1 protein-coding gene is annotated in these 18,257 nt (G+C 72.5%); it reads left to right on the top strand.

The annotated features are described in order from the left end of the window. The first annotated feature begins 129 nt into the window (after positions 1-129). Positions 130-18,255, top strand: a complete 18,126-nt coding sequence (locus tag AB0M59_RS37230; RefSeq protein WP_364624828.1) for an amino acid adenylation domain-containing protein — start codon at positions 130-132, stop codon at positions 18,253-18,255. Positions 18,256-18,257: the final 2 nt, after the last annotated feature.

The raw sequence follows: 18,257 nt of genomic DNA, 5'->3' as shown, positions 1-18,257 counted from the left end.
CCGACTGGTACTGCTTTTAGGTAAGGCTAACCGATGGTACAGGAGTGCATCCTCACCATCTGTTTGTTAGGGTCACCTAAGTTTGCGCCCCGATCGGGGCGCCGTGAGCAGCGGGAGGCTGGTCTACCGGTGAGCAACGGTGACGCTGTGCAGCAGGTGGCGGAGCTCGGATTCTGGCGTGACCGCCTCGCCTCGGCGCCGAAGGAGCTCCCGCTGCCGATCGACCGGCCGTACTCGGCGGAGCCGGTTCCGGCCCGGCTGGCCCGGCCGCTGCCGGCGGTCGACGAGCTGACCCTCCTCGCGGCCTTCACGGTGCTGCTGTCCCGGTACGCGGGAACCGCCGACGTCGTCCTCGGCCTCGGCTCGCTGGTGCCGCTGCGGGTCGACCTCGGTGGCTCGCCCGGTTTCGCGGACGTCGTCGCACGCGTTCGTGAGGCGCGTGAAGAGGCGTTGAGCCACCAAGTTCCGTTCGACGACCTGCTCGCCGAGGTCGAGCCCGAGCCCGGTCGTGGGGGATCGGTGGTCGTCAACGTCGGCTTCGGCGCCGAGACGGACCTGCCCCTCGACGTGAACCTGATCGTCGACGGCGACACGATCGTCGCCGACTACCGCGCGGATGTCCTCGACGAGTCCACAGTGGACCGTATGCTCGGACACCTCGAGCACGTCCTGGCCGAGGCGCTGAGCCGTCCACAGTGGCCGGTCGCGCGCCTGGACCTGGTGCCGGAGCCGGAACTGCGCCGGATTCTCGAGGACTGGAACTCCACCGACCTCGACCCGCCGCTCTCGACCCTGCCGGAGCTGTTCGCCGCTCGCGTCCGCGAGGCACCGGACGCCGTTGCGCTCGTCTTCGAGGACGAGGAACTGACCTACGCCGAGCTGGACGCGCGTGCGAACCGGCTCGCCCACGTCCTGATCGGGCGCGGAGCCGGGCCGGAACGGGTAGTCGCGCTCGCCGTGCCCCGATCCGTCGACATGATCGTGGCCGAGCTGGCCGTGCTCAAGGCAGGTGCCGCCTACTTGCCGCTGGACCCGGACTACCCGGCCGAGCGGATCGCGTTCATGGTCACCGACGCGCGCCCGGTGTGCGTGCTGACCACCGCCGAGCTGGCGGATCACTTCGAGAGCGCGGTCCTCCTCGACGAACTCGAACTCGCTCTGGCAGCGGCACCGGACACCGACCCGACGGCGGCGATCGTCCCGGCGAACGCGGCCTACGTCATCTACACCTCCGGCTCCACCGGACGTCCCAAGGGCGTCGTGGTGTCCCACGCGGGCGTCGCGAAGCTCGTCGCGACGCAGTCGGAGCGTTTTGGCGTGGGCCCCCAAAGCCGGGTGCTGCAGTTCGCGTCGCCGAGCTTCGACGTCGCGTTCTGGGACCTGTGCCTCGGCCTGCTTTCCGGCGGACGCCTGGTGATCGTCCCCGCCGAGCGCCGCGTGCCCGGCCCCGAGCTGGCGGACTACGCCCACGCCAAGGGCGTCGACTTCATGATCCTGCCGCCCGCGCTGCTCGCCGAGTTCCCCGACGACTGCGACCTGCCGCGCGACAGCGTGCTGCTGGCCGGCACCGAGCGGGTGTCGCCGGAGCTGGTGCGCCGGTGGGCGGCGGGACGGCGGATGTTCAACGCCTACGGCCCGACGGAGGCCACGACCAACTCGACGCTCGGGCTGTGCGACCCGGAGATCGCGCCCGGCTCGGCCGTGCCGATCGGTGTTCCGGACCCGGGCACCCGCGCGTACGTCCTCGACGCGTTCCTCGCGCCGGTCCCGGTCGGCGTCGTCGGCGAGCTGTACCTCGCCGGATCCGGCTTGGCCCGCGGCTACCTCGGCCGGCCGGGGCTGACGGCGGAGCGGTTCGTGGCCGACCCCCTCGGTTCGGGCGGGCGCCTCTACCGCACGGGTGACCTCGTGAAGTGGCTGCCGGACGGCCGGCTGGTCTTCCTCGGCCGGGCCGACGACCAGGTCAAGATCCGCGGCTACCGCATCGAACTCGGCGAGATCGAGTCGGTGCTCGCCGAGCACCCGCGCGTCGGCCAGTCGGTCGTCGTCGCCCAGGACGGGCAGCTCGTCGCCTACGCCGTGCCGGTGCCCGACCGCGATCAGGCCGCCGAGCAGGGCCACGTCGAGGAGTGGCACGACGTCCACGAGGAGATGCTCGCCGGATCGACGGGCATCGAGGAGAACTTCGCCGGCTGGAACTCCAGTTACGACGGCTCCGAGATCTCCCTGGCGGAGATGCGGGAGTGGCACGCGGCGACCATCGAGCGCATCCGCGCCACCGCCAAAGCGCCACTTTCACGTGAAAGTGGCGCTTTCGGGCGGGTCCTGGAGATCGGCGTCGGCAGCGGCCTGATCCTGTCCCGGATCGCGCCGGACGCCGAGACGTACTGGGGCGTCGACCTGTCCGAGAGCGCGATCGAGAACGTCCGGCGCGAAGTCGCCGCGATGCCCTTCGCCGATCGGGTGCACCTCGCCGCCCGCCCCGCGCACGACCTGGGCGAGCTGCCGGACGAGCCCTTCGACACCGTCGTCATCAACTCGGTCGCCCAGTACTTCCCGAGCGCGGACTACCTCGCCGAGGTCGTCCGGACCGCGGCCGGCCTCGTGAAGCCCGGCGGCACGATCTTCCTCGGCGACATCCGCAACCTCCGTTCGCTGCGCGCGTTCCGCACCGCCGTCGAGCTGCGGCACGGCCGGACCGACGTCGCGGCGGTCGACCAGGCGATCGCCCGCGAGGGTGAACTGGTGCTCGACCCGGACTTCTTCCCGGCCCTGGCCCGCGGCCTGGACGGCTTCGACGACGTCGACCTCTGGGTCAAGCGCGGCGAGGCGCACAACGAGCTGACCCGGCACCGCTACGACGTCGTCCTCCGCAAGGCGCCCAAGCCGGCCGCGGTCGACGAGCAGGTCGTCGCGTACGGCGATCTCGGTGCGGTGGAACGGTTCCTGGCCACCGAGTCACCGGGCCGGCTGCGGGTCACCGGGATCCCCGACGCCCGGCTGTCCGGTGAGCTGGCGGCGGTGCGCGCCCTGGACGCCGGCGATCCGGCGGCCGCTCGGCGGGCGCTCGAGCGTCGCGACGGCGTCGACCCGGAAGCCCTGTACTCGCTCGGTGAGCGCGCCGGCTACGCGGTGGCGGTGACCTGGGCGAACGAGGGCGGTGAGCTGGAGGCCGTCTTCTCGAGGGGGGAAGGCGGCCCCTCGGCTTACCGCCCACTGCGGGCCCAGGGAGGCACGCCCGCGTCGTACGCGAACAACCCGGCGGCCCGGCGGGAGACCGGCGCGCTGGTGGCGTCGCTGCGGGCGCACGTGCGGGACCGGCTGCCGCTGTACATGGTGCCCTCGGCGTTCGTCGTGCTGGACAAGCTGCCGGTGCTGGCCTCGGGCAAGCTCGACCGCAAGGCCCTGCCGAGCCCGGAGCGGTTCACCGCCGGACCCGGCCGCGCGCCGCGCAACCCCGTCGAGCAGCTGCTCTGCGAGATGTTCGCCGACGTCCTCGGGGTCCCGCAGGCCGGGCCGGACGACGACTTCTTCGCCCTCGGCGGGCATTCGCTGCTGGCGACGCGGCTGATCCAGCGGATCCGCGCGGCCGTCGGCGCCGAGGTCCCGGTGCGGGCGGTGTTCGACGCGCCGACCCCGGCCGCGCTCGCCGACCTCCTCGCCGGGGCGACGACCGGCACCGAGCGGCGCCCGCTCACCCGCGTCACCGACCGGCCCGAGCAGCTGCCGCTGTCGTTCGCGCAGCAGCGGCTCTGGTTCCTGCACGGCCTGGAAGGCGGCTCGGCGACCTACAACGTCCCGCTCGTCATGCGACTGGCGGGTGAGCTGGACGTCGACGCGCTGCGGGCGGCCCTGCACGACGTCCTCGACCGGCACGAATCGCTGCGGACGGTGTTCCCGACCGCCGACGGCGTGCCGTACCAGCGGATTCTCACCGAAGCCGAGGTGGCGCTGACCGTCCGCGCGCTGCCGGAGTCCGAAGTGGACGCAGCAGTGGACACGCTCGTCCGCGGGGTGTTCGACCTCGGTGCCGGCGTCCCGGTGCGCGCCGCGCTGCTGACCGTCGACGCGCGGCGGCACGTGCTGGTCCTCGTCGTGCACCACATCGCCGCCGACGGCTGGTCGCTGGCCCCGCTCTGGCGCGACATCGCCACGGCTTACCGCGCGCGCCTCCGCGGGGAAGCTCCGCAGTGGACGCCGCTTCCGGTGCAGTACGCGGACTACACGCTCTGGCAGCGTGATCTCCTGGAAGCCGAAGAGACCGTCCAGCTCGACTACTGGCGCACGGCCCTCGACGGCCTGCCCGAGCGGATCCCGCTGCCGCTCGACCGGCCGCACCCGGCGGTGTCGGCCTACCGCGGCGAGTTCTTCACCTTCGCCTGGGACGCCGGCCTGCAGGCCGGGCTGGCCGCCCTGGCGCGAGCGTGCGGCGCCAGCCCGTTCATGGTGGTGCACGCGGGGCTGACCGCCCTGCTGTCGAGGCTCGGCGGCGGCACCGACATCCCGATCGGCACCCCGATCGCCGGCCGGACCGACCCGGCCCTCGACGACCTCGTCGGCTTCTTCGTCAACACCCTGGTGTTGCGCGTCGACACCGGCGGCGACCCGTCGTTCCGCGACCTCGTGGCGCGCGTCCGCGAGCGCAGCCTCGACGCCTACGCCCACCAGGACGTCCCGTTCGAGAGGCTGGTCGAAGCGCTGAACCCGGCGCGGTCCCTCTCCCACCACCCGCTGTTCCAGACCATGCTCGCCTGGCAGAACACCCCCGGCGCCGGCGTCGAGTTGCCGGGGCTGACCGTCACCGAGCGGCCGGTCGGCACCGGCACGGCCAAGTTCGACCTCTGGTTCTCCCTCACCGAGCGCGCCGACGGCATCCACGGCCAGGCCGAGTTCAACGCCGAAGTCTTCGACCACGCCACCGTGACCGGCCTGCTCGACCGCCTCGAGGTCCTGCTGCGCCAGGTCGTCTCCGCCCCGGACCGGCGGCTCGGCAGCCTCGACGTCCTCACCCCGGCGGAGCGCGACGCCCTGCCGGGGGTCTGGTCGGGGGCGGTCGAGGACGTCCCCGCGGTGACCGTGCCCGAGCTGTTCGCCGCCCAGGTCGCGCGGACGCCGGATGCCACGGCGCTCGTCTTCGAGGACGAAGAGCTGACCTACGCCGAGCTGGACGCCGTCTCGAACCGCCTCGCCCGCGTACTGGCCGAGCGGGGAGCCGGGCCCGAGCGCGTCGTCGCCCTCGCGCTGCCGCGCTCGACGCACCTGGTCACGGCCATCCTCGCCGTCCTCAAGACGGGCGCGGCCTACCTGCCGCTCGACCCGGGCTACCCGGCCGAGCGCCTCGCGTTCATGCTCGAAGATGCTGCTCCGACGTTGGTGCTGGCCACCGCGTCGACGGCTGTACCCGGTGCGCTTCTGCTGGACGACCCGGACACCCTGGCCGGAGTTCCGGATGCGCCGCTCGATGTCGTGCTCCGGCCGGAGAATCCCGCGTACGTCATCTACACCTCCGGGTCGACGGGCCGTCCCAAGGGCGTCGTCGTGCCGCACGAGGGCATCGTCAACCGGCTGCTCTGGATGCAGGACGAGTACGGCCTGACCGGCGACGACCGCGTCCTGCAGAAGACGCCGTCCAGCTTCGACGTCTCGGTTTGGGAGTTCCTCTGGCCGCTGATCACCGGCGCCACCGAGGTCGTCGCCCGGCCGGACGGCCACAAGGACCCCACCTACCTCGCGCGGCTGATCCGCGGCCGCGGCGTCACGACCGTCCACTTCGTCCCGTCGATGCTCCAGGTGTTCCTGCAGGAGCCGGCCGCGCGGGAGTGCACGAGCCTGAGCCGGGTCCTGTGCAGCGGCGAAGCCCTGCCCGCCGACGCGGTCGTCCAGTTCGGTCAGGTCTTGGACGCCGAGCTGCACAACCTCTACGGCCCCACCGAAGCCTCGGTCGACGTCACGTCCTGGCGGACGTCCACTGAGGACATATCCGTCCCGATCGGACGTCCGGTGTGGAACACCCGGACCTACGTCCTCGACGCGGCTTTGCGCCCGGTGCCGCCGGGTACGGCCGGTGAGCTGCACCTCGCCGGCGTCCAGCTGGCCCGCGGCTACCTCGGCCGTCCCGGGCTGAGCGCGGAGCGGTTCGTCGCTTCGCCGTTCGAGCCGGGGGAGCGGATGTACCGCACCGGCGACCTCGCCCGCTTTCGCCCCGACGGCGTCCTCGAGTTCCTCGGCCGCGGCGACGAGCAGATCAAGATCCGCGGCTTCCGCGTCGAGCCCGGCGAGATCGCCGCGACCCTCGCCACCCACGGCGACATCGCCCACGCCGTGGTCGTGGCCCGCGAGGACCGGCCGGGCGATGTCCGCCTGGTCGGGTACGTCGTGCCCGCCGAACCGTCATCGCTGGACGAGACCGAGCAGGTCGGCGAGTGGCGCGAACTGTACGACTCGTTGTACGCGGGTGCCGCCGACGAATTCGAAGGCTGGAACTCCAGCTACACCGGCGAGCCGATCCCGCGGGCGGAGATGCGGGAGTGGCGGGACGCCATCGTCACGCGGATCCGGTCGCTGAAGCCGAAGCGGGTGCTGGAGATCGGCGTTGGCACCGGCCTGCTGCTGACCGAGTTGGCCCCGCAGTGCGAGACGTACTGGGGCACCGACTTCTCCGCCGAGGTCATCGCGTCGCTGGGCCGCCGGGTCGAGGCCGACCCCGCGCTCGCCGATCGCGTGGAACTGCGTACCGGCGACGCCGCGGGCCTGTCCGGACTGCCGTCCGGGTTCTTCGACACCATCGTGCTCAACTCCGTCATCCAGTATTTCCCGAGCGGGACGTACCTGCTGGAGGTGCTGCGCAACGCCCTCGAGCTACTCGCGCCGGGTGGGTCACTGTTCGTCGGCGACGTCCGCGACCTGCGTCAGGTCCGGGCGTTCCACACGGCGGTCGCCGAAGCGCGCGGGGGCGACGTCGAGCAGCGCCTGCTGCGGGAGAAGGAACTCCTCGTCGCGCCCGAGTTCTTCGCCGGGCTCCCCGGGGTCACCGCGGACATCCGGGTCAAGCGCGGCCGGGCGGTCAACGAGCTGACCCGATATCGCTACGACGTGGTCCTGCGCCCCGGTTCGGCCGTGGCACCCGAGGTCCCGACACTCGTGTGGGGCACCGGTCTGTCCACGGTGGACGAGGTGGCCGGTCCGAGCCGGATCGAACGCGTTCCGAACGGCCGCACCGCACCGGGCGGGGTGGACCCCGAAGACTGGTACGAATTCGGTGACGCGCACGGCTACCGCACGGTCGTCACCTGGTCCGCCGAGGGCGACGGCTCGGTCGACGTCCTCTTCACGACCGGCGAGACCGCCGGTGCCTTCCGGCCGGGCGCCGGCCCGCTGCTGTCCTACACCGGCAACCCCGGCCGCTTCCGCCGGATCAGCACGTTGACCGCCGACCTGCGGACCCTCGCTGCCGACCGGCTGCCGGAGCACATGGTCCCGTCGGCGATCGTTGTCCTCGACGCGCTCCCGGTGATGGCCAACGGCAAGCTCGACCGCCGCGCACTGCCGTCACCGGACCCGGTCGCACCGACGTCCGACCGCGAGCCGCGCACGCCGGTCGAACGGCAGCTGTGCGAGCTGTTCGCCGACGTCCTCGGCCTGCCGCGGGTCGGCCCGGACGACAGCTTCTTCGCCCTCGGCGGCCATTCGCTGCTGGCCACCCGGCTGATCGCCCGCATCCGCACGACGTTGAACGCCGAGCTGGAAGTCCGGTCGGTCTTCGAGACGCCGACCCCCGCCGGCCTCGCCGCGCTGGTCGGCGCCGGGACCGGGACCGCGCGGCCCGCGCTGGTCCCGAGGGACCGGCCCGCGCTCGTGCCGCTGTCCGGCGCGCAGCAGCGGCTGTGGTTCCTGCACCACCTCGAAGGCCCGTCGGCCACCTACAACGTCCCACTGATCATGCGCCTGGACGGCGAGGTCGACGTCGAGGTGCTGCGCACCGCACTGTCCGATGTGGTCGCCCGCCACGAGGCGCTGCGGACCCGCTTCCCGCAGCGCGACGGCGTCCCGTACCAGGACATCCTCCCCGCCGAAGAGGTCGACCTGCCGGTCCGCGACGTTTCCGACCTCGACGCCGCACTGACCGGCCTGGTCCGAGGCTCGTTCGACCTGGAACGCCACGCCCCGATGCGCGTGGAGCTGCTGCGTCTGGACGAGCGCGAGCACGTCTTGGCGTTGGTGTTCCACCACATCGCCTCCGACGGCTGGTCGATGGCCCCGCTGTGGCGCGACATCGCCAGGGCCTACGCCGCCCGGTGCGCCGGTGAGACTCCACAGTGGACGCAACTGCCGGTCCAATACGCGGACTACACACTGTGGCAGCAGGATCTGCTCGGCGCCGAGGACGACCCGGACAGCGTGCTCAGCACGCAGCTGGACTACTGGCGCGACACCCTCGACGGCCTGCCCGACCGCATCGAGCTGCCCCTCGACCGGCCGCACCCGGCGACCGCGACGTTCCGCGGCGAGCTGCACACCTTCACCTGGGACGCGGACCTCCACGCCCGCCTGACCGAGCTGGCCCGGGAGGCCGGCGCGAGCGTGTTCATGGTCGTCCACGCGGCGCTCGCCGCCCTGCTCACCCGGCTGGGCGCGGGCACCGACGTCCCGATCGGCTCGCCCATCGCCGGCCGCACCGACCAAGCCCTCGACGATCTCGTCGGCTTCTTCGTCAACACCCTCGTGCTGCGCGTCGACACCGGCGGCGAGCCGTCGTTCCGCGACCTCGTGGCGCGCGTCCGCGAGCGCAACCTCGACGCATACGCCCACCAGGACGTCCCGTTCGAGCGCCTGGTCGAAGTGCTGAACCCGGCGCGGTCGTTGTCGTACCACCCGTTGTTCCAGGTGATGATCGCCGGACAGAACAACACCCGCGCCGAGGTGTCCCTGCCCGGGCTGACCGTCACCGAGATCGCGGTGACCACCGGGACGTCCAAGTTCGACTTGGCGATCTCGCTGACCGAGCGTGACGCCGGGATCGCCGGTGTCCTGGAGTTCAACGCCGACGTCTTCGACCACTCCGGCGCCGACGCGATCCTGCGCCGCCTGGAAGTACTGCTGCGGGCGGCCTTGGCCGAGCCGGACCGCCCGGTCGGTGCCCTGGACCTGCTCGCCGGCGACGAGCGCGACCGGGTCCTGACCGAGTGGGCCGGGTCGCCGGAACCGGCGGGCACCGAGACGTTCCCCGGGCTGTTCGCCCGCCGCGTGGCCGAAGCGCCGGACGCCGTCGCGCTCGTCTTCGAAGACGTCGAGCTGACGTATGCCGAGGTCAATGCGCGTGCCAACCGGCTCGCGCACCTCCTCCTCGACCGCGGTGCCGGGCCGGAGCGCGTCGTCGCGCTGGCCGTGCCGCGGTCGGTCGACATGATCGTCGCGGAGCTGGCCGTGCTCAAGGCCGGCGCCGCGTACCTCCCGATCGACGTCGACTACCCCGGCGACCGGATCACCTACATGGTCGAAGACGCCCGCCCGGTCTGCGTCGTGACGACCCGGGAGATCGACGCGAAGCTTCCGGCGGACGTGCCTCGTGTGCTCCTCGACGACTCTGCCCTCGACGCGATGTCCATAAAGGACCCGGTGGTTGTCGTGAAGCCGGAAAACGCGGCCTACGTGATTTACACGTCCGGCTCGTCCGGACGGCCGAAGGGCGTCGTCCTCCAGCACTCGGGCGTTGCGAAACTGGTCGCCACCCAGGTCGAGCGGTTCGGTATCGGCCCGCACAGCCGGGTGCTGCAGTTCGCGTCGCCGAGCTTCGACGTCGCCTTCTGGGACCTATGCCTCGGCTTGCTCTCCGGCGGTCGCCTCGTCGTGGTCCCGGCCGAGCGCCGGGTCGCCGGACCCGCGCTGACCGAGTACGCGCATCAGCACGGCGTCGACTTCATGATCCTGCCGCCCGCGCTGCTCGACGCCATGCCGGCGGACTGCGACCTGCCGCGCGACAGCGTCCTGCTGGCCGGCACCGAACGCGTGTCGCCCGAGCTGATCCGGCGGTGGGCGCCGGGCCGCCGGATGTTCAACGCCTACGGCCCGACCGAAGCCACCACCAACTCCACGCTCGGCGAGAGCGACCCCGTTGAGTTGGCGGACGCGACCGTCGTCCCGATCGGCATCCCCGACCCGGGCACGCGGGCCTCCGTGCTCGACGCCGGGCTGCGGCCGGTCCCGCCCGGCGTGGTGGGGGAGCTGTACCTCGCCGGATCGGGCCTCGCCCGCGGATACCTCGGGCGCGCCGCGCTGACGTCGGAGCGGTTCGTGGCCGACCCGTTCGGTTCGGGCGGCCGGCTCTACCGCACCGGCGACCTGGTGAAGTGGCTGCCGGACGGGCGGCTGGTGTTCCTCGGCCGGGCCGACGACCAGGTCAAGATCCGCGGCTACCGCATCGAACCGGGCGAGATCGAAGCCGTGCTCACCGAGCACCCGGCCGTCGGGCAGTCCGTCGTCCTCGCGCAGGACGGCCGGCTCATCGCCTACGCCGTCCCGGCCGCCGGACGCGACGAAGAAGCTGAGCTGGACCACGTCGGCGAGTGGCGTGAGCTGCACGAGAACGTCTTCACCGAAGCGGCGTCCGGTGGGCTGGAGGAGAACTTCACCGGCTGGAACTCCAGCTACGACGGAACCGAGATCCCCCTCGGCGAGATGCGCGAGTGGCACGCGGCGACGATCCAGCGGATCCAGGCACTCCAGCCGAAGCGGGTCCTGGAGATCGGCGTCGGCAGCGGGCTCATTCTCTCCCGGATCGCGCCGGACGCCGAGGAGTACTGGGGTGTCGACCTCTCCGAGCGGGCCATCGCCAACCTCCGGCGGGAACTCGCGGCGACACCGTTCGCGGACAAGGTCCACGTCGCGGCCCGGCCGGCGCACGACCTTGGCGACCTGCCGGACGAGCCGTTCGACACGGTGATCATCAACTCCGTCGCGCAGTACTTCCCGAGCGTCGACTACCTCGCCGAGGTCATCCGCACGGCGGCCGCGCGGGTCCGGCCGGGCGGCGTGATCTTCCTGGGCGACATCCGGAACCTGCGCTCGCTGCGGGCGTTCCGGACGGCGACCGAGCTGCGGCACGGCCGTCGTGACGCGGCCGCGGTCGACCAGGCGATCGCCCGTGAAGGCGAACTCGTGCTGGATCCGGACTTCTTCACGGCCCTGGCCCGTCAGCTCGACGGCTTCGACGACGTCGACCTGTGGGTCAAACGCGGCGAGGCGCACAACGAACTGACCCGGCACCGGTACGACGTCGTCCTGCGGAAGGCGCCCAAGCCCGGACCGCTCGACGAAGAGGTCGTCAACTTCGACTCGCTGTCCGAGCTGGAGCGGATCCTGGCAGCACGTCCGGCGCGGGTGCGCGTCACCGGCGTCCCGAACGCCCGCCTGTCCGGCGAGCTGGCGGCGGTCGCCGCGCTGGCCGAGGGTGATGCCGAGGCCGCGTTGTCCGCTTTGGACAGTGAACCGTCCGGAGTGGACCCCGAGACACTGCAGGAACTCGGTGCCCGCCTGGGCTACCGGGTGTTCCCGACCCTCACGGCGCACGGGGGCGTCTTGGAGGTCGTGTTCACCACCGGTGAGCCGACGCGGATCCACCGGGGCAAGCCGGTCCGGGCCGCGCTCGCCACGCTGGGCAACCACCCGGCCGGGCAGCGCGACACCAGCGCCCTCGTCTCGGCCCTGCGGGCCCACGTCCTCGACCGGCTGCCGCAGTACATGGTGCCGTCGGCGTTCGTCGTCCTCGACCGGCTGCCGCTGCTCGCCTCCGGCAAGCTCGATCGACGGGCGCTGCCGAGCCCGGACAAGCAGGCCGTCACCGCCGGCCGGGCGCCGCGAACCCCGGTCGAGGAAGTCCTCTGCGGGCTGTTCGCCGAGGTCCTCGACGCCGCGTCGATCGGCGTCGACGACGACTTCTTCGCCGTGGGCGGGCACTCGCTGATGGCGACGCGCCTGGTCGCGCGGCTGCGCGCGGTGTTCGGCGTCGAGCTGCAGGTCCGGTCGGTGTTCGAGTCGCCGACGGTCGCCGGCCTGGCCGCCCTGCTGTCCACGTCGGACGCCTCGGTCGCCCGGCCCGCGCTGGAACGCGTCGAGCCGCGGCCGGACGTGCTGCCGCTGTCGTTCGCCCAGCAACGGCTGTGGTTCCTGCACCGCCTGGAAGGCCCATCGGCGACGTACAACATGCCGACCGCGGTGCGGCTGACCGGAGACCTCGACGTCGCCGCGTTGAAGGTCGCGCTGTCCGATGTGGTCGAACGCCACGAAGCCCTCCGCACGGTCTTCCCGGAGATCGACGGCGAAGCCGGGCAGCAGGTCCTCCACGACGTCACGATCCCGTTGCCGTCCCGCGCGGTCACCGAGACCACGCTCGTCGACGCCGTATCGGAAGCGGCCCGCACGGTGTTCGAGCTGGAGTCGGAAATCCCGCTGCGGGCCGAGCTGCTGCGGCTGGGTGCGGGCGAGCACGTCCTCGTGCTGGTGTTTCACCACATCGCGTCGGACGGCTGGTCGACCGCGCCGCTGTGGCGCGACCTCGCGACGGCTTACACCGCGCGGCAGGCCGGAGAAGCTCCGCAGTGGACGCCGCTGCCAGTCCAGTACGCGGACTACACGCTGTGGCAACGGGACGTCCTCGGCGAGCCGGTCATCGAACCGCAGCTGGCCTACTGGCGCGACGCCCTCTCCGACCTGCCCGAGCGCATCGAGCTGCCGACCGACCGGCCGCACCCGGCGGAAGCGTCCTACCAGGGCGAACAGTTCGCGTTCGGCTGGGACGCCGAACTCCACAGTGGACTCGTCGAACTGGCCCGCGCGTACGGCGCCAGCGTGTTCATGGTCGTCCACGCCGGGCTCACCGCCGTGCTCACCCGGCTCGGCGCGGGCACCGACATCCCACTCGGCACGTCCATCGCCGGCCGGACCGACCAGGCCCTCGACGACCTCGTCGGGTTCTTCGTCAACACGCTGGTGTTGCGCGTCGACACCGGCGGCGACCCGTCGTTCCGCGACCTCGTGGCGCGCGTGCGGGATCGCAGCCTGGACGCCTACGCCCACCAGGACGTGCCGTTCGAGCGACTGGTCGAAGCGCTGAACCCGGTGCGCTCGCTCGCGTACCACCCGCTGTTCCAGACGATGCTGGCCTGGCAGAACAACGCCGTCGCCGACCTCGCGCTGCCCGGCCTGACCGTCGCGGAGGAACCGGTCCGCACCGGCACCGCCCGCGCCGACCTGACGTTCTTCGTCGGCGAGCGACCCGGCAACCGGACCGGCATCCGCGGCACGGCGGAGTACAACAGCGACGTCTTCGACCGGGGGAGCGTCGAAGCGATCCTCGACCGGGTTCGGATGCTGCTGCGGGCCGTCGTCGCCGACCCGGACACCCGGATCGGCGCGGTCGACCTGCTCACCGATGCCGAGCACGACCAGCTCACCGCCGCCCCCGCGACCACCTTGCCCGCGGAGACGACGGCGGAGTTGTTCGCCGCTCAGGTGGCCCTGACGCCGGACGCCATGGCGCTGGTGTTCGGCGCCGAGCGGCTCACGTACGCGGAACTGGACACACGAGCCACGACGCTCGCCCGGGCGTTGCTCGCGCGGGGCGCCGGGCCGGAGCGGGTGGTGGCCGTCGCGCTGCCGCGGTCGGCCGACCTGGTCGTCGCCCTCCTGGCGGTGCTGAAGACCGGCGCCGCGTACCTGCCGCTGGACCTGAACCACCCGGCCGAGCGCGTCGAGCTGATGCTGACCGACGCCGCTCCGCACCTGGTCATCGCCGAAGATGGCTTCGGGGATCGGCTGGTGCGCCCGGACGAAACCGGGCCCGAACCGGTTTGGCCTTCGATCAGCCCGGACAACCCGGCCTACGTGATCTTCACGTCCGGCTCGACAGGACGCCCGAAGGCCGTCGCCGGGACCCAGCGCGCGCTGGCCAACCGGCTGCACTGGGGCCGGGATGTCGCCGAAGGCGTGCGGATGGCGAAGAGCGCGCTGACGTTCATCGACGGCTCGACCGAGCTGCTCGGCGGGCTCGTCGCGGGCGACTCGGTGGTCCTCGCCGACGACGCGACGGCCACCGACCCGCACGCGCTCGCCGAACTCGTGCGCACGTCCGGTGCCCAGGTGCTGACCGTCGTCCCGAGCCTCCTCGACAGCTTCGCTGAAGACGCCCCGGCCGACGCGTTCACCTCGGTGACCACGTGGATCACCAGTGGTGAGCCGCTTTCCGCCGCTCTCGCGGAGAAGGTGGCCCGGCGGTGGCCGTCGGCGAAGCTGGTCAACCTGTACGGCTGCTCGGAAGTCGCGGGCGACAGCTTGGCCCAGATCTGCGGGCCGGTGGCCATCGGACGGCCGGTCGCGAACACCCGCGCGTACGTTCTCGACGCGGGCCTCCGGCCGGTCCCGCCGGGCGTCCGCGGCGAGCTGTATCTGGCCGGTGCCGGGCTCGCGCGCGGCTACCTCGGCCGTCCGGCGCTGAGCGCGGAACGGTTCGTCGCCTCGCCGTTCGAGCCTGGGGAGCGGATGTACCGCACCGGCGACCTGGTCCGTCGACGCACTGACGGCGCGCTCGAGTTCCTCGGCCGGGCCGACCAGCAGATCAAGATCCGCGGCTTCCGCGTCGAGCCGGGCGAGGTCGAAGCCGTGCTGACGGCCGACGCCTCGGTCGCCCGCGCGGCCGTGATGGCGCGCTCGAACAGCTTGGTCGCCTACGTCGTGCCGTCCGGGGACAGCGTCGACCCGATCGCGCTGCGGGCCTCGCTCGCCGGGCGGCTGCCGGAATACCTGGTGCCGTCGGCGATCGTGGTGCTGCCGGAACTGCCGGTGAACGCCAACGGCAAGCTGGACCGCGCCGCGCTGCCCGACCCCGAGGTCCGAGCCTCCGGCCGGGTCGCGCGGACCCCGGCCGAGCAAGCCCTGTGCGACCTCTTCGCCGACGTCCTCGGCGTCCCGCGGGTCAGTCCTGACGACGGGTTCTTCACCCTCGGCGGGCACTCGCTGCTGGCGACGCGGCTGGTCAGCCGGATCCGGGCGCTGCTCGGCGTCGAGGTGCCGATCCGGGCGGTGTTCGACGCGCCGACCCCGGCCCGCCTGGCGGAACTGCTCGACCCGGGCCGGCAAAGCCGTCCCGCGCTGGTTCCCGCCGAGCGGCCCGAGGTGCTGCCGCTGTCGTTCGCCCAGCAGCGGCTGTGGTTCCTCGGCCGCCTCGACGGGTTGAGCGCGACCTACAACATTCCGTGGGCGTGGGAGCTGACCGGACCGGTCGACGCCGACGCGCTGCGGGCCGCGCTCGGCGACGTCGTCGCCCGGCACGAAATCCTGCGGACGATCCTCGTCGAAGACCAGGGCACACCCAGGCAGGTCGTGCTGGACCCGAGCGACGAACGCGCGCGGCCGGTACTGGTCACCGAAACGGCGGCGGACCTCGACGAGAGCGTCACCGCGGCGGCGTCGTACTGCTTCACCCTCGACGCCGAGATCCCGGTCCGCGCGACGCTCGTGTCGGCCGGGCCCGACCGGCACGTGTTCGTGCTCCTGGTGCACCACATCGCCGGCGATGGCTGGTCGCTGCCGCCGCTGAAGCGCGACCTCGACACGGCCTACGCGGCTCGTCTCCGCGGACAGCGGCCACAGTGGACACCGTTGCCCGTGCAGTACGCGGACTACACGCTGTGGCAGCGGGAGATGTTCGGCCGGGCCGACGACCCCGGCAGCCTGCTCGGCCGGCAGGCGGCGTTATGGCGGGACACCCTCACCGGGATCCCGGACGAGCTGGCGCTCCCGGCCGACCGGCCACGCCCGGCGCGGTCGACGAACCGCGGCGCCGCCGTGCCGTTCACCGTGCCCGCCGACGTCCACCGCGGACTGCGGGACCTGGCCCACGGCAGCGACACGAGCACGTTCATGGTGCTGCAGGCCGCCCTCGCGGCGCTGCTCACCCGGCTCGGCGCGGGCACCGACATCCCGCTCGGCACGCCGGTGGCCGGCCGCACCGACCACGCGCTGGAGGACCTCGCCGGGTTCTTCGTCAACACCCTGGTCCTGCGCACCGACACCGGCGGCGACCCGACGTTCCGGGAACTCCTGAACCGCGTCCGGGAGGCCGACCTGGCCGCGTACGCCCACCAGGACCTGCCGTTCGAGCACCTCGTCGAGCTGCTCAACCCAGCCCGATCCCTGGCCCGGCACCCGCTGTTCCAGGTCATGCTCGCGGTCTACCACTCGGGTTCGGAACCGGAACGGCTGCTCGGGCTGGACGCGTCCTACCGGGACACCGGGCTGCGACAGGCGAAGTTCGACCTGTCGTTCGACCTGGTCGAAACACCCGGCGGCCTCGAAGGCGATCTCGAGTTCAGCCTCGACCTCTTCGACGAGCCGACCGCCCGGACCCTCACCGAGCGCCTGGTCCGGCTGATGACGGCCGTCGTCGCCGACCCGGACCGGCCGCTGAGCCGGATCGACGTCCTCGACGCGGCCGAACGGCACCGGATCGTCGCCGAGTGGGGCCGTGGTGAGCCGCTGACGACGTCCGCGCCGACGGTGGTCGACCGGCTGGCCGCGCAGGTGGCGGCGACGCCGGGTGCGACCGCGCTGAGCGACGCTTACAGCAGTGTGACTTTCGCCGAGTTCGCGGCGCGGACCGACCGCCTGGCCCGGCGGCTCGCTTCGCACGGTGCCGGTCCCGAGAAGGTCGTGGCGCTCGTGTTGCCGCGGTCCGCGGCGGTCGTCGAGGCGATCTTCGGTGTGTTCAAGGCGGGCGCGGCGTACTTGCCGGTGGACCCGGACCAGCCGGCGGACCGGATCGCCGCGATCCTCACCGACTCCGGTGCTTCGCTGGTGCTGACCAGCCGTGCGCTCGCCTCGCCGGTTCCCGGGGCGCTCTTCGTCGAGGACATTGTGGACACTCCGGCGGCGCTGACCCCGCCGTCGCCCGCGAACCCGGCGTACGTGCTCTACACGTCCGGCTCCACGGGCAAGCCGAAGGGCGTGGTGATCCCGCATTCCGGGCTGGTGAACCTGTTCCACAGCCACCGCGAGACGCTCTACCGCCCGGCAGTCGCGGCGGCGGGCGGTCGGCGGCTGCGGGTCGGGCACGCGTGGGCGTTCTTCTTCGACGCGTCCTGGCAGCCGCAGCTGTGGTTGCTCGACGGGCACGAGGTGCACGTCGTCGACGACGACACGCGCCGCGACCCCGATCGGCTGGCCGCGGTGGTGCGTGACCGCGGGCTCGATTTCCTCGAGCTGACGCCGTCGCACTTCGCGCAGCTGGCCGCGGCCGGCGTCGTCGAAGACGGGAAGTGCGCGCTGGGAGTCGTCGGCGTCGGTGGCGAAGCGGTGTCCCAGACGCTGTGGGAGTCGCTGCGGTCGATGCCGGGCACCGAGGCGTACAACCTCTACGGCCCGACCGAAGCCACCGTGGACGCGCTCGTCGGCCGGTTCGCCGACGCGGACCGGCCGGTGGTCGGGCGTCCGGTGCACAACGCCCGCGCGTACGTCCTCGACGGCGGCCTGACCCCGGTCCCGGCCGGCGTGCCCGGCGAGCTGTACCTGGCCGGCGCCGGACTGGCCCGCGGCTACCACCAGCGTCCCGCGCTCACCGCCGACCGGTTCGTCGCCGACCCGTTCGGGCCGCCGGGGGAGCGGATGTACCGCACCGGCGACCTCATGCGGTGGCGGCCCGACGGGCAGCTCGAATACCTCGGCCGCACCGACGACCAGGTCAAGATCCGCGGCTTCCGGATCGAGCCGGGTGAGATCGAGGCGGCGCTGACCCGGCACGACGACGTCGAGCAGGCGCTCGTCGTCGTCCGGGAGGACCGGGACAAGCGGCTGATCGCCTACACGACCCCGGCGACGGCGGATCCGGCGCGGCTGCGGGAGTTCGTGGCCCGGTCGCTGCCGGAGTACATGGTGCCCGCGGCGATCGTCCCCCTCGACGCCTTCCCCGTGACGCCCAACGGGAAGCTCGACAGGGCGGCGCTTCCGGCGCCCGAGTTCGAAACCCGCGGCCGGGCGCCCGAAACACCCCTGGAGAAGACCCTCTGCGAAATCTTCGCGGAGGTCCTGGACGTCGACGCGGTGGGCGCCGACGACGACCTGTTCACCCTCGGCGGGCATTCCATGCTGCTGGTGGTCCTGCGCAACCGGATCACCGAACGGCTCGGGACCGAGCTCCCGATCGCCGAGTTCTTCCGTACCCCCACGGCAGCCGGACTCGCCGCGCTGCTGACCCGAGACACGAGGTAGAC

Source organism: Amycolatopsis sp. NPDC051371, from assembly GCF_040682155.1.
Taxonomy (GTDB): Bacteria; Actinomycetota; Actinomycetes; order Mycobacteriales; family Pseudonocardiaceae; genus Amycolatopsis.
The sequence above is the reverse complement of the archived record's forward strand: the minus strand, read 5'-3'. Positions and strand labels throughout refer to the sequence as shown.